Here is a 25,264-nt window from a genome sequence, read left to right as displayed (position 1 = left end):
AGGGCTGGTTCGGGGCGCCAAGGCGCCCGGAACCAGCGTGTACCGCTTGAGCGGCGCGAGCTTGCAGAGAAAGCTTATCGTCTTACGGGTATCTTTGGCTCTCCCAGAAGCGTCTGCCAGGTTTCGATTGTCTGAGACAAGTGCTCATTCATTTTCTGTTCGGCTTGGCCGACGCGCCGTCCCTCGATGGCTTCAAGGATTTCGCAATGATCCTCATAGGAGCGGCGACCGCGACTGTGATCGGAAAAATAAACACGGCGACGCTGCCGGGACAGTTCGTAGAATGATTTTACAACGCGAAGCAGGATATCATTCTTGGTAGCAGCGAAGATCGCAAGGTGAAATGCCTCGTCTTCCAGCTCGATTGTCTGCTTCTTCGCAAGACGCTTCTCGGTGGCGGTTAAAATCGCGCGCAGATCGCGGATATTGTCAGGCGTCCTGCGGGTGCAGGCCAGCCGAGCGGCCTGTACTTCGAGCATACGCCGCACCTCGAAGACATCGGCGATCTCGTTGGCTTGGAATGGAAGGCCGGACTCGGCGTGAAGGACGAGAGCTTCGATGCTGCTTTCATCCGAGTTTCGCAGATAGATGCCCGAGTTGGGCCGTCTCTCGATGACGCGCATGACTTCCAAAGCGGCCAGCGCCTCACGGACGGCGCCCCGGCTTGTTTCGAATTTCTCCGCGAAGTCTCGTTCGGACGGCAGGCGCTCGGAGGGTTGATAGCGGCGTTCACGGATAAACGAAAGGATTTTTCCAATGGCGTTCGAGGGAGCCTCAGGCTTGTCGGTTCGGTTTCGCTCGGTCATCTGCGTCTGCTCTTTCTGCGCTCGTGAGGAGACTGGTACGTCAAGCCTTTTCATGCCGGCCTCTCCAATAGTCACGAATCTGAGTGATATTCACCTTATTTCGAGTGGCGATGACATGACAGGTGCTTTGCGCGCCGGGCCCGGACCGGGCGCCCCGAATCCACAAACCAAATCGCGGCCCGCATGGCTGTCGCTTGATTGCTCTTCACCGAGCATGTAAGACTGGTATACCGAATTGGTAGGACCTAAGCCACCTTACCCCGAAAAATGCTCTTCGCGCACAGTTCCTTGCTATCAGGTTGATAAATGTTGAAGCCTTTGGATCCCACCGGGCAAACCAGCAAGCCCCAAACCGTCATGGCTGACTACGTCGTCGATTTGTTTGTTATCGGCGGCGGTTCGGGCGGCGTTCGCGCCGCGCGGATCGCAGCCAATCATGGCGCCAAGGTCATGCTTGCCGAAGAGTATCGCATGGGCGGCACTTGCGTGATTCGCGGTTGCGTGCCGAAAAAACTGTTTGCCTATGCTGCGCACGTCCACGGGGAAATTAAAGACGCCGCGGGTTTCGGATGGAACATTCCGTACGCGACATTCGACTGGCCGACGCTGGTCGCCAACAAGGACAGGGAAATTGCCCGGCTCGAAGCGGCCTATACCGGCAATGCCGCGAAGGCCGGCGCCAGTGTCGTTAAGGCACGTGCGGTGTTCGAGGATGCGCACACGCTTCGGCTGTCGACCGGCGAAAAGGTGCGCGCGAAATACATTCTGATCGCCACCGGAAGCGCGCCCAATCACGGCGCGGCGATTCCCGGTATCGAGCATGTCATCTCGTCGGATGATATTTTTCACTTGCCTGCATTTCCGAAGCGCATCGTAATCCAGGGCGGTGGCTATATCGCGCTGGAGTGCGCCAGCATCTTCGCAGGTCTCGGCACCGAAGTGACGCTCGTCTATCGCGGCGATAACATCCTGCGGGGATTCGATGAGGACGTTCGCGCGCATGTCCGCGGAGAGATCGAAGCGGCGGGCATTTGCGTTCTCACGGGCTGCACGGTGACCAAGGTCGAGAAGCACGGTGAGAGCTTTACCGCGCATCTGTCCGGGGAAACAACGATCGCTGCTGACCAGGTGCTGTTTGCCATTGGCCGTCATCCCAACGTCAAGGGCCTTGGGCTTGAAAAGGCGGGCGTGGCGCTCAATCCGGACAACGGCGGCATCGCCGTCGACGGTTTTTCGCAAACCAGCGTGCCGCACATTTATGCGGTGGGCGACGTCACCCACCGGGTCAATCTGACGCCGGTCGCAATTCGCGAAGGACATGCCTTCGCCGATACTGTGTTTGGCAAGCGGCCTGTGCGCGTTGACTATGCCGAGATATCAACAGCGGTGTTCTCGCAGCCTCAGGTCGCAACAGTCGGGCTGACTGAAGCCGAAGCGAGGGCGCAGTTCACGCATGTGGATGTTTACAAGACCGATTTCAGGCCGATCAAGGCCACGCTGTCAGGCAGCCAAGGCCGCATTCTGATGAAATTGATCGTCGACCAAATATCCGACCGTGTTCTCGGCTGCCACATCGTTGGTCCGGAAGCTGCCGAGATCGTTCAGGCTGTCGCTATCGCGATTAAGATGAAAGCAACCAAGGCCGACTTTGATGCGACGATGGCACTGCATCCCACCTCTGCCGAGGAACTGGTGACGATGCGAACGCCGACCCACCGTTATGTCCGGGAGGCGGCGGAATAGCCGCTCAGAACTCCTGCCCCCCGGACGCTAAAAGACGGACCGGCGAACAGGCGCGGTCCAAGAAATACCGCTTGACATCGCGCAATTGAGAAGACCAAATTGGTAGTACCAATATGGAGCTGCAGACTTAAGCAGCAGCCGTGTCCACGTGCCGATGGCGCAATGCGGATGCGGCTCGGACTTAGCAGCGGCCAAGAAACAGGCTGACAACATGGATCTGATATCGAATTTGCCCGCCCGCATTCACGGGATACTCGATGAGGGCGCCAAGGGCGACGCCTCTCGGGTTGCGTTTACTGACGAGCGCGGTGTCGATTGGTCCTATCGCCGCTTGATAGACGTCGTTGAACTGGTCGCCGTTGAAATGAGTCGGCTCGGTGTTCGTCCAGGCGATCGGGTCATGATCGTGTGTGAAAATTCGATTGCTGCAATCGTCTTGCTTTATGCGTCAAGCCGGCTCGACGCCTGGGCGGTCATCACCAATGCACGTCTCAGCCAGAACGAGCTGAATTTGATAGAGCGTGATTGCCGGCCACGGCGTGTGTTCTATACCCATACTGTTTCATCCGAGGCTGATGCTCATGCTTGTCGCCGGAATGCGGACATCGAGTCGTTCACCGGCATAGGGAAGGTGAAAGTCGGAGATCTCGATGCGAACTCGGTTGCGGAGCGGACGCACCAGGATCCCTCCCGACAGGTCGCCGTTGTTATCTACACGACGGGCACAACCGGCCGCCCAAAGGGGGTGATGCTCAGTCATCGTAGTCTGGCGTTTGTCGCGTGCCGGGGGAAAAGAACCGATACAATTCGTCCGGACGACGTCTCGCTATGCGTGATGCCGATTTCCCATTCGTATGGACTGACGCTCATGCAGGGCATGCTGTTCGCAGGCGCGCATCTGAAAATCATGCCCAGATTCTCGCTCACGCAGGCCATCGAAGCCATCTTAAGCAAGACGCTCACGATATTTACCGCCGTTCCCGCGTTACTGGCGCGCATCGTCGCTCACGTTGACCAAGCCGGCCTTAAACTTACACCGAACACGCTTCGATATGTTTACACCGGCACGGCTCCGCTCGACCTTTCATTGCGCCAAAACGTCGAACGCGTGTTTGGGGTCGTTCTTCACAACGGTTACGGTCTCACAGAGACGTCACCCACGATCAGCCGAACCCAATATGCAAAGGGAAGCGACGAAATCAATATCGGCCCGCCCATTTCCGGAGTCGAGATCAAGATTGTCGGAGCGGACGGTAACGAGGTCGAAGACGGTTTGCCTGGCGAGCTTCTCGTACGAGGGCCGAATGTGATGCTTGGCTACTACGGTCAGCCGGAACTGACCGCAGATGCTATCGATGAGCACGGCTACTTGAAGACCGGAGACATCGTCAGCCGCAACGCGCGCGGCGAAATGATTATGCAGGGGCGATCGAAAGAATTGATCATCCGTTCCGGGTTCAATGTTTATCCGCCGGAGATTGAGGCGGTGCTTAACACGCATCCGATGGTTCTCAACTCTGCGGTCGTCGGGCGATCGATTGAAGGCAACGAGGAGATCGTCGCCTTTGTTGAGCCTGTTCCTGGAAGCTGCATAGAAACGGACGATCTGTTCACGCTTATCGAGGAACAGCTTGCGCGATACAAGAAGCCTCAGCAGATCATCGTGATGTCGCAACTTCCGGTCGCGCCAAACGGCAAGATCCGGAAGCATGACTTGAAGAAATATGCCGAAACAGCCGGCCTAGCCGTCTAGTCCTTCCAGACCCAATTCTCATCACGCGCCGTTGGACATCGCCATGAATCAGGAACAGGCCTATCCGGATATCAAAATGTTCATCGACGAGACCTGGTGCGAGGGATCGCAGGGCAAGTCGGGCGCCGTGCTGAATCCGGCAACCGGGCTCGCGATTGGGCGCGTTTCACACGCTTCCATCGACGACCTTGACCGCGCGCTGGAGTCCGCATCGCGCGGCTTCGGCATATGGCGCAAGACGTCCGCGTTCGACCGCTACAAGCTGATGCGGTCGGCTGCCGAAAAATTGCGGGAGCGGGCCGGGGAAATCGCTCGCATTCTCACCCTCGAGCAGGGAAAGCCCCTGGCGGAAGCGAAGCTGGAGGTGCTGCTGGGTGCGGACATCATCGACTGGTTTGCCGAGGAAGCTCGCCGATCCTACGGCCGCGCCATTCCTTCACGTTCCGGAGCAGTGCAGCAAGTCGTGATCAAGGAGCCGGTCGGTCCGGTGGCGGCGTTCACGCCGTGGAATTTCCCGATTAATCAGGCTGTCCGCAAAATCTCGGCTGCGATCGCGGCCGGCTGCTCCGTGATTCTCAAGGGACCTGAGGAGACGCCGGCCAGCTGTGCCGCTCTGGTTCGGGCCTATGCCGATGCCGGTCTGCCGCCCGGCGTGCTCACCCTGGTCTTCGGCGTGCCAGCCGAGGTGTCTTCGTATCTGATCGCTCACCCCATCATTCGCAAGATTTCCTTCACAGGCTCGACCCAGGTCGGCAAGCAACTCGCTGCTCTGGCGGGATCCCATATGAAGCGCGTGACGATGGAACTGGGAGGGCATGCGCCGGCGCTGGTGTTCGGTGACGCTGACGTTGCGCAGTCCGCCAAATTGTTGTCGGCGGCGAAGTTCAGGAACGCGGGTCAGGTTTGCGTCTCGCCTACGCGTTTTATCGTGCACAAGAGTGTCTACGAGGAATTTGTCGACCACTTCACATCGGCTGCAGAGAATCTGGTGATTGGCAACGGTCTCGACGCCGCGAGTCAGATGGGTCCGTTGGCCAATCATCGCCGTATCGAGGCAATGGAGGCACTGATCGCGGACGCCACATCGCGCGGCGGCCGCATCAGGGCCGGTGGCAAGCGGATAGGAAACGAGGGATTCTTCTTTGAGCCGACCGTGCTTACGGACGTCCCGCTGAACGCGCGCATCATGAATGAAGAGCCGTTTGGTCCAATTGCACCTGTCAGCGTCTTCTCAGAGATCGATGAAGCCATCGTGGAAGCGAATCGTCTTCCTTTTGGCCTAGCTGCTTATGCTTATACCAAATCGGCCTCCGTCATTAGCGCCATCAGCACGGGCGTCGAAAGCGGAATGATGTCGATTAACCATCATGGTCTTGCGCTGCCTGAAACCCCGTTCGGTGGCATCAAGGACTCCGGCTACGGCTCCGAAGGCGGGACGGAAGCCATGGAGGCTTATCTGAACACCAAGTTCGTTACTCAAATGAATAGCTGAGCGGCGAAGGTCATCGCGGCTTCGCGGCTTTCTCCCGCCAGTTGAAATTCCAGAGCTTCGTTGCGCGGACGCCGGCGGGTTTGCTCTGCCACGCCCGCTTGATGGGGCCATGGTCTCGCAAGAAGGCCTGCGGCAGCGAAGAAATTGTCGATCGGCGATTGAAGATACGCTTGACAAGTAAACTCGCCGGGCATTAATTGGTATTACCAATCTGGATTGGCCAGTAGTCGACCAAAGATTTCCCTCCCGATTATCGGGCCGTACGAATCGGGTCGGACTGACTTTCTGGTTCAACACAAGCGAGGACAAGGAGCGAAGCAATGAATGCACCCCTGAATATGCCAAAAGGGCAGCGTAGGAAGTTCTGGAGTTGGGGTTACGAAGGCCAAGACATTCCCGAGTCTGAAGTGAAGTCGATGCACGAACGCGTCGCCAAGCGTCTCGGAATGAGCGATTTCACAGTTCTGCCGGATCCGACTCTTGACGAGATCGAGTTGCGCGCTCCGCGGATCAAGCCACCGGCGTCCCTTGCGAGCTTCTGCACGACGGAAAAGTGGGATCGCGTCTCGCATACTTATGGCAAGAGCTTCCGCGATCTGGCCATGATCTACAAGCGCAAGTATCCGAATCCGCCGGATGTCGTGGCCTATCCTCGTGACGAGAAAGACATTGCGGCCGTTCTCGACTGGTGCGGTGAAAATGGCTACGCGGCCGTGCCTTTCGGCGGCGGATCAAGCGTCACGGGCGGCATCAATCCACCGGACGACAGCAGCTACAAGGGCGTGGTCACGATCGACCTCGAGAATCTCAATCGCGTTCTGGAGGTAGACCCGACCTCGCGTGCTGCTCGTATCCAGGGTGGCACGTTCGGTCCTTCGCTCGAGGAGCAGCTAAAGCCGCACGGCTTCACATTGCGCCACATCCCGCAGTCCTGGGAGTTCTCAACACTCGGTGGATGGATCGCGACCCGTTCTTCCGGTCACTATGCGACGCATCTGACTCATATCGACGACATGGTGGAGAGTCTGCGCGTCGTCACGCCGACCGGCACGATCACGAACCGCCGGCTGCCGGCCTCGGGCGCCGGTCCGAGCCCAGATCGCGCCTTCATCGGATCAGAAGGTACGCTTGGAATCATCACCGAAGCCTGGATGCGTCTACAGGGCCGGGTGAAGTTCCGCGCCAACGCCTCTGTGTCGTTCAAGACTTTCTACGAGGGTGCGAAGGCCGTTCGGCAGATCACCCAGGCCGGTCTTTATCCCGCAAACTGCCGCTATCTCGATGAGAAGGACGCGTTCTTCTATGGAGCTGGCGATGGCACGGAATCGGTGCTGCTGATCGGCTATGAATCGGCCGATCATCCGGTCGATGCGTGGCTGGATCGCTCGCTGGAAATCTGCAGGGATTTCGGCGGTACGGTGAAGCAAAAGGCCGGAACGGGCAGCGATGCTCTCGAAACCAGCCGATCGGGCGCGCAGGGCAGCTGGCGCAACCAGTTCCGCTATCTGCCCTATCTCATGCACGTTCGCGCGGCCATGGGCATTGTCAGCTTCACCTTCGAAACGGCCTATACGTGGGACAAGTTTGAGGCGCTCGACACGGAAGTCATGCGGCGGGTGGCTGAAGCGGAAAAGAAGATTTGCGGTGGAGGCATTGTCTGCCGTCGCTTCTCGTTCCTTTATCCGGATGGACCGGCGCCGTACTACTCGATCATGGCTCCGTCTTCTCACGAGAAGAACATTGAGCACTATGCGGCCCTGAACAAGGTGGCTTCCGACGCCTTGCTCGAACTCGGCGCCACCATCACGCATCACCATGCCGTCGGACGCAGCTTCCGGCCCTGGTATGACAAGGAGATCGATCCGGGCTTCATCCGCATGATGCAAGCCAACAAGCGCGAGATCGATCCAAACTGGGTGCTCAATCCAGGCATTCTGTTCGACAAGCCCAAGGCTTAAATCGAACGACATTATCCATTCGGCTGTTTCGCAGGACGTTGGTATATGATTGACCTCTACTTTTGGACCACGCCGAATGGATACAAAATCACGATAATGCTGGCCGAACTCGGCCTGCATTATCGGGTTCTGCCGATTGACATCACCAAGGGTGATCAATTCGGCCCCGAGTTTCTCAAGATCAGTCCGAACAACAAGATCCCGGCCATTGTCGATCATGATGGCCCGGACGGGAAGCCGCTGTCCGTTTTCGAGTCGGGGGCCATCCTTCTGTATCTTGCTGAGAAGACCGGCAAGTTGCTGCCGTCCGATGCGCGGGCACGGATGGAAGTCATTCAATGGTTGATGTTTCAGATGGGCGGCGCCGGACCTATGTTGGGTCAAGCTCATCATTTCCGGCGTTATGCGCCAGAGCAGATTCCTTATGCCGTCGAGCGTTACACGAAGGAGGCCGCCAGGCTTTATGGTGTGATCGATCGTCGCCTGGCCGACCGCGAATATCTCGCTGGCGACTACTCGATCGCGGATATTGCGACCTTTCCCTGGATTCGGCCCTATCGATGGCAGGGACAGGAGCTTGACACGTATCCCAATCTCAAGCGCTGGTTTGACGCCATCAAGGTTCGTCCCGCTGTGCAGGAGGGGTTGGCCGTCATGTCCGAGACGAAAAAGTGGGAAGCAAAACCGGGCACGGAATCCTGGAAAAACATGTTTGGCGCGAAAGCGTGACAACGAAGAGATGGCAATCACGCCATCGGCCGCGGGCTGTTCGTCGCGGAGATACATAACGAATGCGGTAGATCGACCGGAAGCAATCGCGCCTTGCCTTAGAATGCCAACAAGGGATTTTTGGGATGTTGACAACGATCGATCGCGTGCAGATTGCCACGCGGGACGCCAAGAGCGTTGCGGAAACCTGGCGCCGCAGACTGGGCGCCGAGGAGATTTCCTCGGACCTTATCAAGGCGCTTCGGGCCAGACGGACCACGCTGCGCGTAGGAACAGGCGAAGTCGAACTTCTGGAGCCGGATGGCACCGGGATTGTGGAGCATGAACTGGTCCGGCGCGGGCGGTCTCATGTTTTCGGCGCCGGAGCGACATCGTTGGATATGTCCGGCCTCGCCAGCAATGCGATCAATGCCGGTGCCCAGCACATCACAGAGGGTGACCAGGATTTCATTCGCATCGAGATCGAAGGCAGCCCCGTGCACTTTGTGATCTCGCCGCTACGCGACGTGAAGCCGGCAGGAAAGCTGGATTTCTTCTACGAAGTCACATTGCTCGCGGCGGACCAAGCCGCCGCGGTGAACCAAATTTCGCGCGTCTTCGGATTGAACAAGGAGAGCTTTGTTACGATCACGTCGGAGCTCTTCGGATATACCGGCGTTCTCACTCTCTTTTCTCCGGATCGTCTCGATAGATTCGAAGTCATCACCCCCACCGATGCGTCCAAGACGATGGGCCGATATTACGAGCGTGAGCGCGCGTCATTCTATATGGCATACGCTGAGAGCCATGAAGTAGGCAGCATTGAGCGGGCAGCACGGGCGGACGGCGCCGGCCTCACCCTGGATTCGCGGGAGGAGCAGCAGGAAGGCCGGGAGCCCGAACAGATCTGGCTTCATCCGAGTGCGCTCGATGGAATGATGCTTGGCATTTCCAGGCCGACGCTCGCATGGAAATGGTCCGGACACCCGGAGCGTGTCTTGGCTCCTGGCTAGAGGCTGGAGCGTGCACTGACATCAAGATCCGTGTTGGACGAGATGGAAGATTCTCTCTCGAACCTTGAAGTGCCCAGCCGCGTGTTCCGATGAAGGGGATGCTCTTGAACGCGATCATGTTTTCCGAGCCGAACAAGGACATACTCGATCGCCGTGAAGCCATCGTGGAACATCTGGCGCGCTTTGTTTCGTCCAATGGGCTTGTCACGGACAGGGATGAGTGCAGGGCGTACGAGACCGACGCGTTCACCGCCTACCGCAAGATGCCGCTGGCCGTTGTGCTGCCGGCATCGACGAACGAAGTCAGTGCTGTTCTCAAGTTTTGCCATGACCACGATGTGAAGGTCGTGCCACGCGGCGCGGGCACCTCGCTTGCAGGAGGGGCAATTCCGACCGAGGACTCCATTGTTCTTGGGCTTTCAAGAATGACCGGCGTCCTGGAGATCAACTATGATGATCGCTTCATACGCGTCGAAGCGGGCGTCACCAATCTAAAAATCACCGCGGCGGTCGCGGACAGGGGCTTTTTCTACGCGCCGGATCCGTCGTCACAGCTTGCTTGCACCATCGGGGGCAATATCGCCAACAACTCGGGCGGTGCGCATTGTCTGAAATACGGTGTGACGACCAACAATCTTCTCGGCGTCAGAATGGTGCTTATGGACGGAACGATCATCGACCTTGGCGGAAACAGTCACGATAGCGGCGGTTTGGACCTGCTTGGTGTCGTGGTTGGATCTGAAGGTCAGCTTGGGGTCGTGACCGAGGCTACCGTCCGGATACTGAGATCTGCCGAAGCCGCGCGCCCCGTTCTGTTCGGATTTTCCTCATGCGATGGAGCTGGCAACACAGTTGCGGAAATCATCGCGGCTGGAATCATTCCGGTCGCGATTGAGTACATGGACAAGGCCGCGATCGAAATCTGCGAAGCCTTTTCCAGGGCGGGGTATCCGCTCGACGCTGAAGCGCTTCTGATCATCGAAGTGGAGGGCTCGAAGGCGGAAATGGACGCGACGCTTGAACGGATCATATCGATCGCGCGAGCCAACGGGGTGCAGACGGTGCGGGAGAGCAGATCCGCGATTGAAACAGCGGCCATATGGAAGGGGCGGAAGTCGGCGTTCGGCGCGACCGGGCGCGTTGCGGACTACTTGTGCATGGACGGTACCGTGCCGACGGGGAAGCTGTCCTACGTGTTGGCGCAGATCACCGAGATCGTGAAGCGCTACGGATTGCGTGTAGCTAACGTCTTTCACGCCGGCGATGGGAATATGCATCCTCTTATTCTCTATAACGCCAACGATCCGGCGGAGCAGTCGAAAGCGGAAGCTGCAGGCAACGACATTCTCAAGTTATGTGTTGAAGTCGGTGGTTGTCTCACGGGAGAGCACGGTGTCGGATTGGAGAAGCGCGATCTGATGAGATATCAATTCAACAGGATCGATTTGGACCAGCAGATGCGCTTGCGTGAAGCGTTTGATCCAAAATCGTTACTCAACAGAGACAAGGTGTTTCCTATTGACTGCTGAAATCAAGCGTAACGCTGGACGAAATTTCCCATGTCAGGAGATTTGAAGCCGCACGACGAAAAGAGTCTCTCCGAGTCGATCAAAATGGCGGGCGCATGGAATGCACCGCTCGTCGTCCGCGGAGCAGGCAGCAAATCGCAAATAGGCAGGCCGAACGGATATGCGACATCCGTTACAACCCAGCGCATGCGAGGAGTATCGATCTATGAGCCGACAGAGTTGGTGATCGGAGCTCTTCCCGGAACCGCGCTGTCCGAGATCAACGAGACACTGGCAAGCCGGAATCAAATGCTGCCGTTCGAGCCGATGGATTATCGGGCGCTTCTGGGTGGCGATCACGAGCCGACGATCGGCGGAATCGCGGCCGGAAATGTTTCTGGTCCGCGACGGGTCATGGCTGGAGCCTGCCGCGACAGTTTGATCGGCATACGGCTGGTCAATGGCCGCGGCGACATCGTGAAGTCTGGCGGCCGGGTTATGAAGAACGTGACAGGTCTCGATCTGGTCAAGCTCAATTGCGGAGCGTGGGGCACCTTCGGTGTCTTCAGTGAAGTTATTTTCAAGGTTTTGCCAAAACCGGAATCGACATCCTCGCTCGTCCTGCGCGGATTGAACGATGCGACGGCGATTGCCGCATTGACGGCGGCCATGGGATCTCCATTCTCCGTTTCCGCAGCAGCGCACCTGCCGAAGGAAGTGGTGTCCGAACCCCTGACCATCGTCCGCGTCGAAGGCTTCGAATCGTCCGTGATCTATCGTTGCGGGGAAATCGCCAAGCTTTGGCGGCCATATGGAGATGCAGATCTTCTGGAAGAGACGGTCGGCACGGATGTCTGGTCGGACGTGCGGGATGCGCGGTGGCTGGTCGATCCTGCTGAGAGCGCCATATGGCGGCTTTCGCTGGCCCCTTCGAAGGCGCCCGGCGTCATTGACCACATCAAACGAGTGCTGGATGCGCGTCATTTCTACGATTGGGGCGGCAGTTTGGTTTGGCTCGCTGTCAACGCATCGGAAGATGCGGGCTCGACGGTTGTCCGGAACGCGATGCGCGGTCTCGGCGGTCACGCGACGCTTCTGCGCGCATCGCCCCAGGTGAGAAGCACCGTGGATGTATTCGAGCCGCTTTCACCGGCGCTTACTGAGCTGACCCGAAGGATCAAGCTCGCGTTCGATCCCGACCGTATTCTCAATTTCGGAAGAATGTATTCCGGCATCTGAGATAGAAACAGGAATTCCATGCAAACGAACTTCTCGCTGGTCGCGCTTGCCGAGTCGCACATGCGTGAATCGGAGAAAATTCTCCGTGCTTGCGTTCATTGTGGTTTTTGTACCGCCACATGCCCGACCTATCTGTTGCTGGGAGATGAACTCGACAGTCCGCGCGGGAGAATTTACCTCATCAAGGATATGTTCGAGAATGAGAAGCCCGCAAGCGAGAAGGTGGTCAAGCATATCGATCGCTGCCTTTCCTGTCTTTCGTGCATGACCACATGCCCCTCAGGGGTCCACTACATGCATCTGGTGGATCATGCGCGGGCTCACATTACAGAGACCTACAAACGTCCCTTGATCGATCGTGTTCTGCGGAGCGCACTGGCCGCGGTGTTGCCGAATCCGAAATGGCTCAGGCCTGCGCTGTTCGCGGCATCGGTTGTCAGGCCGATAAAGAAATGGCTGGTTCGGCTCCCCGGCGGGACACAACTCGGCGCGATGATCGATCTCGCTCCGGCTTTGAGGCCGCGTAAACATGCTCCTCCGGAATTGAACGAAGGAAACCGGCGCGGCAGGGTTGCGATCCTGACAGGCTGCGCCCAGCAGGTCATCGCTCCCGGTATCAACGACGCTGCGATCCGGTTGTTGAGGCGTCACGGCATCGAGGTGACAAGTCCGCGTGGTGAGGGGTGTTGCGGCGCGCTTGTGCACCATATGGGTTATGAAGATTCAGCCCTGGATGCGGCTCGGCGCAACGTCGATGTCTGGACACGCGAGCTAGACGAGAATGGACTCGATGCCATCATCGTCACAGCGTCGGGTTGCGGAACGACCGTCAAAGATTATGGGTTCATGCTTCGCGAGGACAAGGCGTATGCTAGCAAGGCTGCGCGCGTGTCCGAGCTTGCACAAGATATCTCGGAATATCTTCATACACTTCGACTTCAAGGCCCGACTAGAGCTACAGGGCAATTGGTCGCATATCATTCGGCCTGCTCGATGCAGCACGGTCAGCGCATCGTGGATCAACCGAAATCCCTTCTGACTCAAATGGGGTTCGTTGTTAGTGATGTTCCAGAAGGCCACATCTGCTGCGGCTCGGCAGGCACGTACAACGTTCTGCAGCCCGAGATCGCCGGCCAGCTCAGGTCGCGCAAGGTAGCCAATATCGAAAAGCTGAAGCCACAGATCATCGCGAGCGGCAATCTCGGGTGCATAACGCAAATCGGCGCCGGCACGGCTATTCCGATTGTTCATACGGTGGAGTTGCTTGATTGGGCTACCGGCGGTCCCTTGCCAGATGCAATGGAAGGTAATTTCGACTAAGTAGCGTGAGGCATATCAGACGTCCGAAGTAAGGTCGCGAAAGAGCTCAGAGAAATTCAGGGAAAGTATGCAGAGCTCGTCGAGTACAAAGTTGCTGCCGGAGAACAACTCAACGCATCGACATACGAGCTCTTCAAGATGGCGTTGTACACCAATTGGAAATCCATGCGGTTGGGGGAGCCAATGCCAACCAGCCGCTGATGTTGATCGTTCCAGAGACCTATCAATCAACTGTCGAAGCCAAGGTGCCATCGCAAGATATTAACCAGTTACGCGTGGGGCAGCCATTGTGATGCGCTTTGCCGCGTTCAACGGACGATGCCAGAAGTCAAAGGCTTCGGCACGCTTTTCTCAGCCGATGTAAATCAAGACCAGAAAATGAACATGAGTTATTACGTCGTTCGCATAAGCTTAACGGCTGAGGAAACGGCTCATCTAACGGACTTGGATTAATAGCAGGCATGCCTGTCGAGACTTCCGGATCGCAGAAATGCCAGCGTAGTCGCTAGATTTTAAGATTTCTCATCCTACCCAACCCAAAGTGGTGTCATACCCCGTACCACCGTATTGGAGAGCCAGACTGATGCTATCTACGATGTCATCGGTTTCGCCGTGCGGATAGCTGAGAAGTTCTCTTTCGACCAGAGACATGAACGAAGCTTGTTTGGGAAACCGCACATTGCCATCTTTAAATTTGGATTGCTGGGTATAGAGCCGACCTCTTCGATCTTGCTCGATAGGCTGAAGTTTAATTGACGCGCGCCGTGGTAAGCCGCGCTCGCGTTTGAGTGCTTTTGCTATTGCAGTTTCCTCCATCTGGATCTGCTCTGGGTCGTACTTTTGTACGAGTTCGACGAACACTTTGCACAGCTGGGGGTATTCGTAGATGCCCCGCTCTACGTGCAGCAAATAATATTTGTCGCCAAGTCGCATCCAAATTGTGCACACAGTCCAGTCACTCTGCCCGCCATCGTTAAGGGCAGTGTCCCAAGACATAAAAACGCGCTTATACTGCTGATCCTCTGGTAGCTCGCTGTAATAATGAAACCACGGTTGCTTTATGAGATTGCCGGACCATCTAGGATTTTGAGCGATCCAAGCTAATGCGTAGACCGTGGAATCGACCTGATCGTCATAGTTGGAGCTCGGGAATGAAAGCAGTTCGGTTAAGTAGGTATCGAGCCAATCTGCTGCCTTTGGAAATAGAACGAACCCGCTTTCGATCACCGACGTTTGGCCATACAATCGCATGATCTTATTACCGTCCAAGGACGGCGCGGCCTGCACTTTCGAAAGGCCTTCGGAGCGGAGTTGTTGGATTAAAGAAGACCCGGATGACATGTCTTCAATCAAAACGACCGTCGCATGGTGACGCTCAGCTTGGCTTTCGACGGATTTCTTTAGATCGGGGAATGAAAGTCTTTTGCGAAAAACGTCTAGCAAATAAGCTTTTTTGTCCTTAACCCCCCAAGTCGTGCAGACGCTGAAATTTGCAATTTCAGTATCCTTCACGGCTGTATCCCAACTTTGAAGAATTGTTCCGAAATCGTCAGGCTTTTCGTTTGCCGTATAGAATTTTAGCCACTCGCGCTTGACGATGTGGCCTTCCGGCGGTTGCGGGTTCTGTTGATACTGGGCAGCAAAATGATATGGCGTCACTGACGCGCGAAGCGTATCTAGGGACGATCGCGGCATCAGGGATGGTTGAAGAATATCTCCTGCCTTTCGACGAAACTGGGTCGTTTGGTACGGTGTTCGAATTTCATAGGATTCGTCTTCTTCGGCGAGTGCCGAGAACGATAACACTCGCCAGTTTTCCATCTTCTGGACATGGGCGACCAGATCATCGGCGTGCAATCGCTGCATGACTATGATGATCGCACCTTCGACTTGCTTGTTGAGACGGCTGCGCAAGGTGTTATTGAACCATTCGTTCACGCCTTGGCGTCGTGCGTCAGACAATGCTTCATCAGCTTTCAAAGGGTCGTCGATCACGATGACGTCTGCGCCACGACCCGTAAATCCACCTCCGACCGACGTAGAGAACCGGAAGCCACCCTGTGTGGTTTCGAAATCAGCTACGGTGTCTCTTTTGCTAGAAATTCTGGTGTTGAACAGGGCCTGATAAAATGCACTGCCCATGAGGCGACGAGACTGTCGGGCCAGAGTATCGGAAAAATCCTGGGCGTAAGAGACGCATGCCACCTGCTTCTCCGGAAAGTGTCCCAGGAACCAGGCAGGGAACGCGATGGATGCGGAGTGAGATTTCAAGTGCCGCGGCGGAACATTGATGATCAGACGTTTGCAACTGCCGTGGGCAACATCTTCGAGGGCTCGAGCAATTAATTCCTGATGCCAGTTGTATTCGAATGTCGCCGCTGGATTGAGCTCAAGAAAGGAACGATGGATGAATGCAAGCAGATCCTGCCGATAGATTTCGGCCACCATCCTTGCCGGAGATAGAGTCATCAGTCGCTCTCCCGCTGATCGTATGGCCGCAGGCGCTTGTAGATTGCCCGGATCACTATTTGATCGGTATCGCTAAAAGGATATTCGGAAGGTCTGGCTGCCTCGGCACGCGCTTCGATGTCTGCAATCACGTCGATGAATTTCAATAATAGCTTTTCATTTCCCGTTGCACCTGCGTTTGCCAAATGTATCGCCGCTGCTTGTGCTTTAGATATTTTCCGCCGTTTCCCGTCGATGGCGACGGTGACTTGATCGCGCGCAGCTTCCATTACGAGAGTAACGATATTCTTGCTGCCCTTGGGGCGACCCGGTCGAGGTCGGCCATCGCCTTTTCTAAATTGGGTATGTTTCGGCGGCTTGCCGCGTCCAACCGAATATTTATCTTTCTTTTCGGCCGGAGCGTCGGTGTCGTGCGTTGCTCTTGCGCGAGGCCTTTGCTTTTCCTTCGAGGATTTTTTGTCGATCCGACTTTTTTGCTCTGATGTTAGCCGTTGTACCCGCTTGACCATTCTTGTCGTGCTCCGTCCGCGTGGCCTTAACTCGATCGAAACTCAAGCCAGATTCTACATGTATGGCTTTCAGGCTATAGATCTCTTTGAACCGTTGAATGATGAGATCAGCATAATGCGAATCCAGTTCAATGCCGTATCCATGCCGGCCGGTCTTTTCAGCCGCGAGCAATGTGGTGCCGCTGCCGGCAAACGCATCCAGAACGATGCCGCCTCGTTTTGAGCAATCGAGAATGGCGTCGCTGACCAGTGCAAGTGGTTTCGGTGTCGGGTGCCCGGCAAGCGCGGTGTCCCGGTCCTTCCCGAAACTGCTCATGCCGGGATAATGCCAAATATTTGTTCTGCTTCGTCCGAAGCGCCCCAGTTCAACATTATTGATGTGCTTGGCGCGGCCATTCTTATAGACAAAAACGAACTCGTGAGCGGAGCGGTATAAGGAACCCATACCGGCATTGCTTTTCGACCAGACGCAGATGTTCTTGAGTTCCGTATATACATCATCGGCAGCATCGGCCAATTCTCGAATATGCCGCCAGTCCATGCATACGAAATGGATTGAGCCGTCGACGCTGAACGCGGCGAGGTTCTTCAAGGCGCGCCGCAGGAAGTTCGTGAACTCCTGCCGGTTCATCTCGCCTGATGCCATCGCAAATTCCCGGTGCTGCTTTTTGCCCAGACCAGAAACATTGCCTGCAATCGGCACGTTGTAGGGCGGGTCAACAAACACCGCTTGTGCCCGTTTGCCCTGGAGGAGGCGTTTATAATTTTCCGGCTTGAGGGCGTCTCCGCATAGTAGAACGTGGTCGCCGATCTGCCAGCAGTCTCCGTGCCGCGATACCGCGGGAAGGGAGCGATCGATCTCAGGGAGGGCATCTTCCTCGTCTGGTCCACTGTCGCCCGCCTGGCCGACGATCAGATCGATCTCGGCCATCTCAAAACCAGTGACCGTCACATCGAAATTCGGCTGGACGGAAAGCTCCTGCAGTTCAAGGGCAAGCAGGTTAGGGTCCCATCCCGCATTCTCTGCAAGCCGATTGTCGGCGATAACATAGGCCCGGATTTGGGTTGGGCTGAGGTGGTCGACCCTGACAGTCGGAACGTCCGCCATGCCTAGGGATATGGCAGCTGTAATCCGCGCATGGCCCGCTACGACGCCGTCCGAGCCATCGATCAGGACGGGATTGATAAAACCAAATTGCTGGATGCTGGCGGCAATCTGTTTGATCTGCCGGGGCGTATGCGTACGGGGATTCTTGAGGCGAGGTTTGAGCTTGCGCGGGTCTTTGTATTTGATGGCCAGCGTGCTCAAAGCGCCCCCCAAGCCTGATGTGCAAAGATTGTGCACTCACGAATCGCGAATCAAAAATATTGGGAAAGCCTCCCATTTCTTTGGCTGATTTTCCCAATTCTACGATGTGTTTTCCCAATTATTTTTTTGTCCGGATTCCGCAAAATTGGCCTCTGCCGCAGGGGGTTTTCTGCATTTTGCAAATTCGAATCGCACTATTTGCGCGATTTTCCCATTATTTGTCCCATTTCCGCCGCGAGACTGGTTGGGTAATCACTGCGTGCACCACCAATGAGATCAAGCAGTTGGCAAAATCGCCATTTTTGCTGCGGACCGTTTGGCGGACCGGTTGCCACTGCGCTCGTCAAAGCATCCGCGTCGGTCATCCCTCTCCCGTTCTCGACGACGGCGCTCGCAGAGAGTCTGTGAGCCTCGCACATCGCGCTCTACAACCCCGAACTGCGTGCGCATGCCAGCCGCCCGCGCCCATTCTTCTGCGGGTATCTGGGGTACGGCCCTGAGTTTGGTCGCCAGCATCTCCTCGCGCGAGAAGGTCTGTATGGCAGCCCTGCTGGTGGACCACGGATTGTCCGCGCCGAAGGAACCTCGGCGGGCGGATCTCGAGCGAATCGATACGTCGGTGTCCTCAGCATCGGCCCGAATCACCGCCGCAGCGGCAAATACGACACCTCTGCGAATAGTGCGTTGCTCCCTCGGTTGCGCGACTGCGATCTCGTATGCATTTCAAGGACTTGCAGGAGCACTTGAGCGACGGTCTCTGATTCGTCAAAGATACGGCCGCGGCTGTTTCGGCCGCGCCTCGGCAAAATTGCGTTCTGTGAATGAAAGCCAAGTATACTGCGATAGATTTATTTTCCGGATGCGGGGGGCTCACGCTGGGGTTGAAGCTTGCGGGCTTCAAAGTCCGCGCTGCGATCGAGAAAGACGCTCTTGCCGTCAAGACTTACAAGGCGAACCATTCCGATGTCGTCGTGTGCCACGATGACATCCTCGACGTGAAGGCCGCCTCGCTCCGTAAGCGCCTGAAGCTTGAGGTCGGCGAGCTTGATCTGTTGGCCGGTTGTCCGCCTTGTCAGGGCTTCTCCGCCTTGCGCACGCGAAACGGCGCGAGGCAAAAGCGCGATAAGAGAAACGGTCTCATCACTGAGATGATGCGCTTTGCTCGCGCATTCCGGCCCAAGGCGATTATGATGGAAAACGTGCCGGGACTTGCGGAGCATTGGTCGTTCAAAAAGCTCTGCCGCGACCTTCGAAGCCTTGGTTACCGGGTCGAATGGGATGTCAAGGATGCCCGTCACTATGGCGTGCCACAGCGACGCAAACGATTGATATTGGTCGCCGGACGCGGCTTCGATGTCCCGCTTGCCAAGGAATCGAACAACATCAAGACGGTTTGGAAGGCGATCGGTGATTTGAAGGCTCCCGGTCGCAGCCGTGACAAGCTGCAGAACCTGCCGGAGAACCGGAGCGAGAAAATCCTGAACCTGATACGCGCCATTCCCAAAGACGGCGGCAGCCGGACCGATCTTCCGAAATCACGACAGCTTGCATGCCATAAGCGTACAGACGGATTTAACGACGTATACGGCCGCATGGCGTGGCACGAGCCGGCTCCCACGATCACGGGCGGGTGCTTCAATCCTTCAAAAGGAAGATTTCTTCACCCGGCCGAGAACCGCGCCATCACGCTGCGCGAGGCGGCAGTCCTTCAATCATTCCCGCGTCGGTACCGCTTCCCGACCGACAAGAGCAAGGAGTCAGTCGCGCTGATGATCGGTAACGCGCTTCCACCGACCTTCATTCGCCGCCACGCGAGCGAAATCGCAAAGAGCTTGGCGAACGCAAAAGAGAAACCCGGCCGTGCGGCCCGCCGATCTCTTCGGGATTGAAAATTCCCGGGACCTCGGACGACGCGGCGATGACAGAGCCAGATGACAGACGTTTTTTCCGCCCACAAGCGCTCGGAGATCATGTCCCGGGTGAGAGGAACGGGCAATAAGGCGACCGAACTGCGGCTTATCGCCATATTTCGCGCCAACGGGATTACGGGGTGGCGGCGGCGATCACGGGTTTTTGGAAAGCCGGACTTTGTATTTCCAAAGGAGAAGATCGCGGTATTTGTCGACGGTTGTTTTTGGCATAACTGTCCGCGCCATGGAACAATGCCGATGACAAATCGTGATTTTTGGCAACGGAAGCTGGATCGCAATCGTCAACGCGACCTATTGGTGAACAGAACTTTGAAGAAGCAAGGGTGGACATTGTTGCGGCTGTGGCAGCACGAACTGCGGATGCCGGAGCGAGTCGTTCGACGCATCGACAGTATTCTTCGGTCCGGTGATTAGACCGCCTGCTGCGTCAATGCTCCTGTTCAAAAACAGTCGGTACAGGGAAGATACGCTTGTTGAAGTTGATCGAGGACCTTGCGCGAAATCCGTCCGACGAGACGATGGCATCCGTTGTTGCCTCGGCGGCCGGAGATTCATGGGGAGTCGATGAGATCGGCCGACTTGCGGAGGTACTGGCGCACAGCGGAAACACTCTTACTTTTCGCGATGACGTTGTGACCGCGGATGTCGCCTCGACCGGGGCACCGTCATCACTATCGACACTGCTATGTCCGCTTTATTTGCGCAACCTCGGTTTCCTGGTCCCAAAGCTCGGCGTACCGGGCCGGCCGGCGGGAGGTGTCGATGTCCTTGCCCAAATCCCCGGATACACAGCCGACCTGGATGCTCCCGCAGCGCGGGCCGTTTTGGACCAATGCGGCTACGCGCATTTCCTCGCCGGTCCAAGCTTCACGCCGCTGGACGCGGCGCTCTTCCGATATCGTCAGCAAGCGGGCGCGCAAGACGTGGCTCCCTTGGCGGTGGCCAGCATTCTTGCAAAGAAGATAGCATGTGGCGTTAAGCTGGCTGGCCTTGATGTCCGGGTTGCTCCTCACGGCAACTTTGGCGGCAATTTCGCCACAGCGAGGAAGGCGGCTCAATCGTTCTGCTTGGCGGCAAAGACGGTGGGACTTGATGCCGTAGCCGGGCTGACCGATGCTCGCAGTCCTTATCAACCGTACATTGGGCGGGGAGAATCTCTGCTGGCGCTTCGTGAGTTGGTCGAAGGTCACCCCGATCCTTGGCTCTCCGAACATGCCGATCGATGCTTGTTGCTCGTGGCGCATGTCGGCGCTCTGCGTTCCGGCCGATCACCGCTCACAGAGGAACTTGCGAAGCCGTTCTTCGAGAACATTGCCGCGCAAGGTGGGACAGAGGAAGGCTTCCTCAACAAGGCAGAGTCGATTGCACGATCGCCTCGGAAGGAGATCGCTGCACGGCAGAGCGGCTTTTTCTCGCTCGACCTCGCCGGGCTACGCTCGGTATTCGTTGCCGTGAACGCGCCCACCAACGAAGAGTCATTCCCGGACAACGTCGGCCTGATTCTCCGCAAAAGACCGGGCAGCTTCGTTAAGAACGGAGAAATACTTGCATCGGTTCGCGCGACCGACGCGCTTTGGGCCGCTTGCACGGAGCCTTTAATGAAATGCTTCCACGTTATCGAGCTGATGGACTACGCTGTCGGTCTGGAGGAATTTGTCCGTGCCTAGCTATTGTTGCTTCTTTTGTCCCGCAGCGACCTATAACGACAATGAGATGACCGATCCCTGCCCGAGTTGCGGCCGGCCTTTCGGTTTCCCGCTAAGCTGCGCCCCTGCGGAAATAGGACCGTTCAGGATTCTCCGGCCTTTGGGTCGGGGCTTTTATGCCGCGACATACGTGGCCGAGCGCAAAATAGGACTGCGCAACAAGTCCGTTCTGAAGGTTACGCCGAAATCATTCTACGAATTCTTCCCCGGGAAGAATTTCGAGCAAGAATGCCAGTTGCACCTCGATGTGGCGGAGGGGACCGAGCACCTCGTGAAAATCCGCGACATGCTTCCCGATGTAGAGGTTCAATTCGGCGACCAGTCGCTCTCGTGTTGCGTCGCCGAACTCGATTTTGTCGACGGTCCCCTTCTCACCGACTACTTCGACGGCGAGCAGAAGGTGACCGCGGCCATCGCGGCGCAGATGGCCATCGATCTCTTGCGCCTTCGCGAAGAGCTTGAGCGCAAGCAGGTATTTCACAATGACTTGCATGCCGGAAATATCATCGTCGAGGGGCTTAAGAAGGACAGCTTTCGCGCTGACGCGGTAGACCCCTCCATACGGGCGGTTGCCATCGATCTCGGCTCCGCCGCGGCACAAACTAAGAGCGATCCCACCAAGCAACGCGAAGGCGATATCAGTCGGATTGCTGAGCATATTGCCCGCCTGAGCGCGCGACTGTTGGCAAACCCCGATCAGGTTTCCGATCATGATTTCCGCCTAGCGAGCACGCTACAAGACATTTTTCAAGTGCTGGCCGCGCCAGCCGAGAACACGCGCTTTCCGGCTGCGCAAGACCTCATCCGCCAAGTACGACTGGCCTATGAGATGATACCGCGCCATTCGTGGCGGTCTTGGCGACAGCCGCTGGCCTTGACGAGCTTCGGTTCCGCCTACAACGCGTTGACTCTCGAACCGTGGCATGTGCCGGCCTTCTGATCGATCCGGAAGGAACATGGCTAAAGCAGATCAGCACGCCGGGTCCCCAGATCATCACAGGGATGCGCGGATGCGGCAAGACGATGCTGCTGCGCGCGCTTCAGTTTCACGCACGCGCTTCACAGGCGCGCGGGGAAAGCGCCGAAGCCGTCATTGGACGCATCAGCAGCGATGGATACATGGGCCTGTTCGTCTCGGCTCAAAGGCTTATCGACCGGCGCGATCCCGGGCAGACAACAAACGCTGATCCATTTGCGCGCCTGATACTGGCGTACGCGGTCGAAGCCGTACGTTCGATTATGCATTTGCGCGATATCAACGCCGCCGGCGTCAACGAGCATGCCCATAAAGTGATCGGCAGGGCGTTGACCGACATCCTCACCAATTCTAGTGAACTGGCCGCCGCCCTCGATCTCGACGACTTCGATGCCCGCCTGAGTAAGGCGCTTGTGCAGCACAGCCAGCCGGGCAACAGTCTGCGCTTGCAGGTTAACCCGAGCGACGCGTTCATTCATCTGGCAGAGAGCATTCGGGTGTGCTCCCCGCACTGGATGGCAGGTCGCGTACTGTTTCTGCTTGACGACGTTTCAACCCGCTACCTCAAAGGTGGCCCGATCCGCGAGTTGCTTTCGGCGTTGTTGTTCCAACATCCTGTTTGCGCATTCAAGATCACCTCTGAAGTGCAAACCATGGAATTGGAGCTTAAAACGCCCGGGGAAAATTTCCCGGCCCGGGAGGGCCGCGATTACTCCGTATTCGACCTCGGCTCAGAAGTCTACGACAAGATAAAGGGCCCGCAGGGCAAGCAGTTCGTCGAGCGAATTCTGGAGCAGCGTGCCGAACATTTCTCCGCTCATCCGCGAGCGACACCGTCACAACTGCTTGGCGACGAGAACATGGAGACGATCGCGCGGGAAATCGCCGAGAGCGCTTCTACCTCAAGCAAACGCAAGGAAGTCTATCGCGGCATCACGGCGCTCGCCCACGTCTGCGTCGGCGACATCGGCGACGTAATCAGCCTGTATGAACGGATCATCAAAGCCGCAAACGGCCGAATTCCCGTCCCGGCGCAAGTCCAGTGCGACTGCTTCCAGGACCACTGCTCGCATCGTCTCTACGATCTCAACCGCCGTCGTAGCGAGCTGAAGGATGTGGCGCGGTCATTTGCGGAAGCCTCTTACGAACTACTTCTCAAGTCTTTCAAGGAAGCAAGGAAGAACGGAAAGACTGCGCGCCGCCTCCGGCAATATTCCTCCATCTATGTACGCGTTACCACGGGCGACACTGGCAAGCAGATGGCCCAACTTCGCGATCTGATCGATGCCGGAGTGTTCGTCTTCACAGGCGGAAGCCCGCGAACGAAGACAAAGGACTCCGATCCGATACTCCAATTCAAGCTTACCTTCAGGCGCATCTACGGTTTGACCAATTTCATCGGTCTCGCCGAAAGAGATCGGTTCGAGCTGTCCGGAGCGAACTTAGAAGAATGGCTCGCAAATCCGGCGGCCGGCAAAGAAATTCTGATGCGCAACCTTGGGGGGCCTCTCGCGGAAGAGGACGATACCGAAGCGGAGGAACCGGCCATCGAGCCGACGGTCACGACACTTGCGGCCAAGACCACAATGGATCTCTTTGAGAATCTGCCGCAAGCACAGCCCGCGCTGCGAAAGACTCTGGAGGAGCCGTCTCCGGACCTCGCCCGCCTTCCGACGCAAAGCATCAAAGTTAAGACACTCAACGGTCGAGAAGCGGCCGCGGCAAAGCCGACACAAATTGTCATTGGCCTCGGCTTTGAAGATCGCACGTTGGCGTCCGTGCGCGCCCTGACCAAGGCGCTGCCGCCGACAAAAGTGCTTGCCATCCAATATGAGGACTCGGGCCGGTCAAAAGAGATTTTGGATACCCTCAAGAACTGGGGGGCCGAGATCAAGCTCATCCCATATCGCACCGCGATTGCCGACGGGTTGCCGCTCACAAGTGAACCCGCGTTGATTGATGTAACGGGATTAGCCAAACCCGTCATATTTCATGCCGTGCGCGATGGATTGCAAAAATCTGGCACGGTTCTGGTCGCTCATACGCAGGCAAAGAGCTACTATCCGACTGATCGCGATATGAAAGCCCTGCTCAAGGCGGAAGAGCAGCATAACCGGCAAAAATTCTTCGATACCCTCTCGGGCATCTTAACTGGCGAGATCGGGCCCTATGAATGTCTGCCGCTGCTTCAGGCCGACGCCGACGAAACAAGGCGCAATGTGTTGTTTGCATTCGCATCTCCGAAGCATGAGCGCCTTCTTTCTTTAATCGACAACCATATGATTGACCGTCTTGAGGTGGTCGCACCGGAGGGATCAACTCCTCGGAACCGAGTGGCCAAGCAAATTGCCGAGATTGCGGCGACGGACAGCGCCAGTTCGGAGGTGACGTATATCAATTCGGATGACTTGGAAAAGGCGACGGCATTCCTGCTCAGGGGCTTCAACAAATGGTATGTACGCCAGGGCTTTAATTTTGAGGTCGGGCTTACCGGCTCTAAAATGGAGGCCGTAGCATGCGCCTCGGTCTCGTCAGTCTGTAAGATCACGCAATGCTGGTACGTACGCCCGGCCAAATTCGATTCAGCGAGATTTACAAAGGGTGCGGGCGAGACGCGTTACTTTCGGCTGGATCGAAGCGACGTATAGGTGCGCGGCTAAAGCTTACTGTTCAAAACTGAAGGCGATCGCGTAGTTTCCGTCGGGGAATCGAAGTTGTGGTAACCAAACTGACCTGCTCCCCTGAAACGCCCCCGATTATAAGTTAGGGTTCTGTTCTCCAATCGAGGAGACGGACGATGCGTAAGAGCAGGTTCACGGAAGAG

18 protein-coding genes are annotated in these 25,264 nt (G+C 56.8%); 14 read left to right on the top strand and 4 right to left on the bottom strand.

Features of this window, described 5'->3' with window-relative positions; all coding sequences use genetic code 11:
- Window positions 1-74 precede the first annotated feature (74 nt).
- Complete coding sequence (locus AC1Q6J_RS20555; protein WP_024920879.1) at window positions 75-806, bottom strand: FadR/GntR family transcriptional regulator; 732 nt, start codon at window positions 804-806, stop codon at window positions 75-77.
- A 357-nt stretch (window positions 807-1,163) separates the two neighbouring features.
- On the opposite strand from AC1Q6J_RS20555, the gene gor reads away from it, so the two are divergent.
- The 9 genes from gor (at window position 1,164) to glcF (ending at window position 13,540) form a co-directional block, all read left to right on the top strand.
- The gene (gene gor, locus AC1Q6J_RS20550; protein ID WP_024920878.1) at window positions 1,164-2,549 is read left to right on the top strand and encodes a glutathione-disulfide reductase; all 1,386 of its coding nucleotides are present in this window, start codon (window positions 1,164-1,166) and stop codon (window positions 2,547-2,549) included.
- A gap of 211 nt (window positions 2,550-2,760) precedes the next feature.
- The gene (locus tag AC1Q6J_RS20545) at window positions 2,761-4,302 is read left to right on the top strand and encodes a class I adenylate-forming enzyme family protein (RefSeq protein ID WP_024920877.1); all 1,542 of its coding nucleotides are present in this window, start codon (window positions 2,761-2,763) and stop codon (window positions 4,300-4,302) included.
- Between the two features lie 43 nt (window positions 4,303-4,345).
- The gene (locus AC1Q6J_RS20540) at window positions 4,346-5,794 is read left to right on the top strand and encodes an NAD-dependent succinate-semialdehyde dehydrogenase (RefSeq protein ID WP_024920876.1); all 1,449 of its coding nucleotides are present in this window, start codon (window positions 4,346-4,348) and stop codon (window positions 5,792-5,794) included.
- 320 nt (window positions 5,795-6,114) lie between these two features.
- Complete coding sequence (locus AC1Q6J_RS20535; RefSeq protein ID WP_002713032.1) at window positions 6,115-7,752, top strand: FAD-binding oxidoreductase; 1,638 nt, start codon at window positions 6,115-6,117, stop codon at window positions 7,750-7,752.
- Window positions 7,753-7,797: 45 nt separating this feature from the next.
- Complete coding sequence (locus AC1Q6J_RS20530; RefSeq protein ID WP_024920873.1) at window positions 7,798-8,481, top strand: glutathione S-transferase N-terminal domain-containing protein; 684 nt, start codon at window positions 7,798-7,800, stop codon at window positions 8,479-8,481.
- Between the two features lie 125 nt (window positions 8,482-8,606).
- Complete coding sequence (locus AC1Q6J_RS20525) at window positions 8,607-9,473, top strand: VOC family protein (protein WP_024920872.1); 867 nt, start codon at window positions 8,607-8,609, stop codon at window positions 9,471-9,473.
- Between the two features lie 98 nt (window positions 9,474-9,571).
- Window positions 9,572-11,002 (top strand): FAD-linked oxidase C-terminal domain-containing protein, encoded by a 1,431-nt coding sequence (locus AC1Q6J_RS20520; RefSeq protein ID WP_492281028.1) that lies wholly within the window; start codon window positions 9,572-9,574, stop codon window positions 11,000-11,002.
- A gap of 30 nt (window positions 11,003-11,032) precedes the next feature.
- Window positions 11,033-12,220: an FAD-binding protein gene (locus AC1Q6J_RS20515; RefSeq protein ID WP_024921944.1), complete on the top strand. Its 1,188-nt coding sequence runs from the start codon at window positions 11,033-11,035 to the stop codon at window positions 12,218-12,220.
- A gap of 18 nt (window positions 12,221-12,238) precedes the next feature.
- Entirely contained in the window at window positions 12,239-13,540 is a 1,302-nt protein-coding gene (gene glcF, locus AC1Q6J_RS20510) for a glycolate oxidase subunit GlcF (protein ID WP_002713027.1), read from the top strand.
- Window positions 13,541-14,062: 522 nt separating this feature from the next.
- Here glcF and terL read toward each other — a convergent pair.
- The 3 genes from terL to AC1Q6J_RS20495 are packed head-to-tail and all read right to left on the bottom strand — an operon-like array spanning window position 14,063 to window position 17,827.
- Window positions 14,063-16,009 (bottom strand): phage terminase large subunit, encoded by a 1,947-nt coding sequence (gene terL / locus AC1Q6J_RS20505; RefSeq protein ID WP_024921945.1) that lies wholly within the window; start codon window positions 16,007-16,009, stop codon window positions 14,063-14,065.
- Window positions 16,009-16,473 (bottom strand): DUF5681 domain-containing protein, encoded by a 465-nt coding sequence (locus tag AC1Q6J_RS20500; RefSeq protein WP_244434391.1) that lies wholly within the window; start codon window positions 16,471-16,473, stop codon window positions 16,009-16,011. Before AC1Q6J_RS20500 ends, terL begins: the two co-directional genes overlap by 1 nt.
- Window positions 16,388-17,827, bottom strand: coding sequence for a site-specific DNA-methyltransferase (locus AC1Q6J_RS20495; protein ID WP_034459206.1), 1,440 nt, complete (start codon window positions 17,825-17,827; stop codon window positions 16,388-16,390). Before AC1Q6J_RS20495 ends, AC1Q6J_RS20500 begins: the two co-directional genes overlap by 86 nt.
- Before the next feature lie 821 nt (window positions 17,828-18,648).
- On the opposite strand from AC1Q6J_RS20495, the gene AC1Q6J_RS20490 reads away from it, so the two are divergent.
- The 5 genes from AC1Q6J_RS20490 (at window position 18,649) to AC1Q6J_RS20470 (ending at window position 25,088) form a co-directional block, all read left to right on the top strand.
- Window positions 18,649-19,716, top strand: coding sequence for a DNA cytosine methyltransferase (locus tag AC1Q6J_RS20490; RefSeq protein WP_492281027.1), 1,068 nt, complete (start codon window positions 18,649-18,651; stop codon window positions 19,714-19,716).
- A 42-nt stretch (window positions 19,717-19,758) separates the two neighbouring features.
- On the top strand, window positions 19,759-20,172 hold the full coding sequence (locus AC1Q6J_RS20485; protein WP_492281026.1) for a very short patch repair endonuclease: 414 nt from the start codon (window positions 19,759-19,761) through the stop codon (window positions 20,170-20,172).
- A 56-nt stretch (window positions 20,173-20,228) separates the two neighbouring features.
- Window positions 20,229-21,425 carry a hypothetical protein gene (locus tag AC1Q6J_RS20480; protein ID WP_492281025.1) on the top strand — a complete coding sequence of 399 codons (1,197 nt, stop codon included), beginning with the start codon at window positions 20,229-20,231 and terminating at the stop codon, window positions 21,423-21,425.
- Between the two features lie 169 nt (window positions 21,426-21,594).
- Entirely contained in the window at window positions 21,595-22,404 is an 810-nt protein-coding gene (locus AC1Q6J_RS20475; RefSeq protein ID WP_492281024.1) for a hypothetical protein, read from the top strand.
- Window positions 22,383-25,088 (top strand): ORC-CDC6 family AAA ATPase, encoded by a 2,706-nt coding sequence (locus AC1Q6J_RS20470; protein WP_492281023.1) that lies wholly within the window; start codon window positions 22,383-22,385, stop codon window positions 25,086-25,088. Before AC1Q6J_RS20475 ends, AC1Q6J_RS20470 begins: the two co-directional genes overlap by 22 nt.
- Window positions 25,089-25,264 lie beyond the last annotated feature (176 nt).

Source organism: Afipia sp. MLSD5-FHT05B12, assembly GCF_058793355.1.
This window is presented reverse-complemented; position numbering and strand designations above follow the sequence as displayed.

Excerpts from the sequence above, each read along its gene's own strand:
- AC1Q6J_RS20555 (WP_024920879.1), bottom strand. The coding sequence starts at position 806 with ATGACCGAGCGAAACCGAACCGACAAGCCTGAGGCTCCCTCGAACGCC.
- gor (WP_024920878.1), top strand. The coding sequence starts at position 1,164 with ATGGCTGACTACGTCGTCGATTTGTTTGTTATCGGCGGCGGTTCGGGC.
- AC1Q6J_RS20545 (WP_024920877.1), top strand. The coding sequence starts at position 2,761 with ATGGATCTGATATCGAATTTGCCCGCCCGCATTCACGGGATACTCGAT.
- AC1Q6J_RS20540 (WP_024920876.1), top strand. The coding sequence starts at position 4,346 with ATGAATCAGGAACAGGCCTATCCGGATATCAAAATGTTCATCGACGAG.
- AC1Q6J_RS20535 (WP_002713032.1), top strand. The coding sequence starts at position 6,115 with ATGAATGCACCCCTGAATATGCCAAAAGGGCAGCGTAGGAAGTTCTGG.
- AC1Q6J_RS20530 (WP_024920873.1), top strand. The coding sequence starts at position 7,798 with ATGATTGACCTCTACTTTTGGACCACGCCGAATGGATACAAAATCACG.
- AC1Q6J_RS20525 (WP_024920872.1), top strand. The coding sequence starts at position 8,607 with ATGTTGACAACGATCGATCGCGTGCAGATTGCCACGCGGGACGCCAAG.
- AC1Q6J_RS20520 (WP_492281028.1), top strand. The coding sequence starts at position 9,572 with ATGCTCTTGAACGCGATCATGTTTTCCGAGCCGAACAAGGACATACTC.
- AC1Q6J_RS20515 (WP_024921944.1), top strand. The coding sequence starts at position 11,033 with ATGTCAGGAGATTTGAAGCCGCACGACGAAAAGAGTCTCTCCGAGTCG.
- glcF (WP_002713027.1), top strand. The coding sequence starts at position 12,239 with ATGCAAACGAACTTCTCGCTGGTCGCGCTTGCCGAGTCGCACATGCGT.
- terL (WP_024921945.1), bottom strand. The coding sequence starts at position 16,009 with ATGACTCTATCTCCGGCAAGGATGGTGGCCGAAATCTATCGGCAGGAT.
- AC1Q6J_RS20490 (WP_492281027.1), top strand. The coding sequence starts at position 18,649 with ATGAAAGCCAAGTATACTGCGATAGATTTATTTTCCGGATGCGGGGGG.
- AC1Q6J_RS20485 (WP_492281026.1), top strand. The coding sequence starts at position 19,759 with ATGACAGACGTTTTTTCCGCCCACAAGCGCTCGGAGATCATGTCCCGG.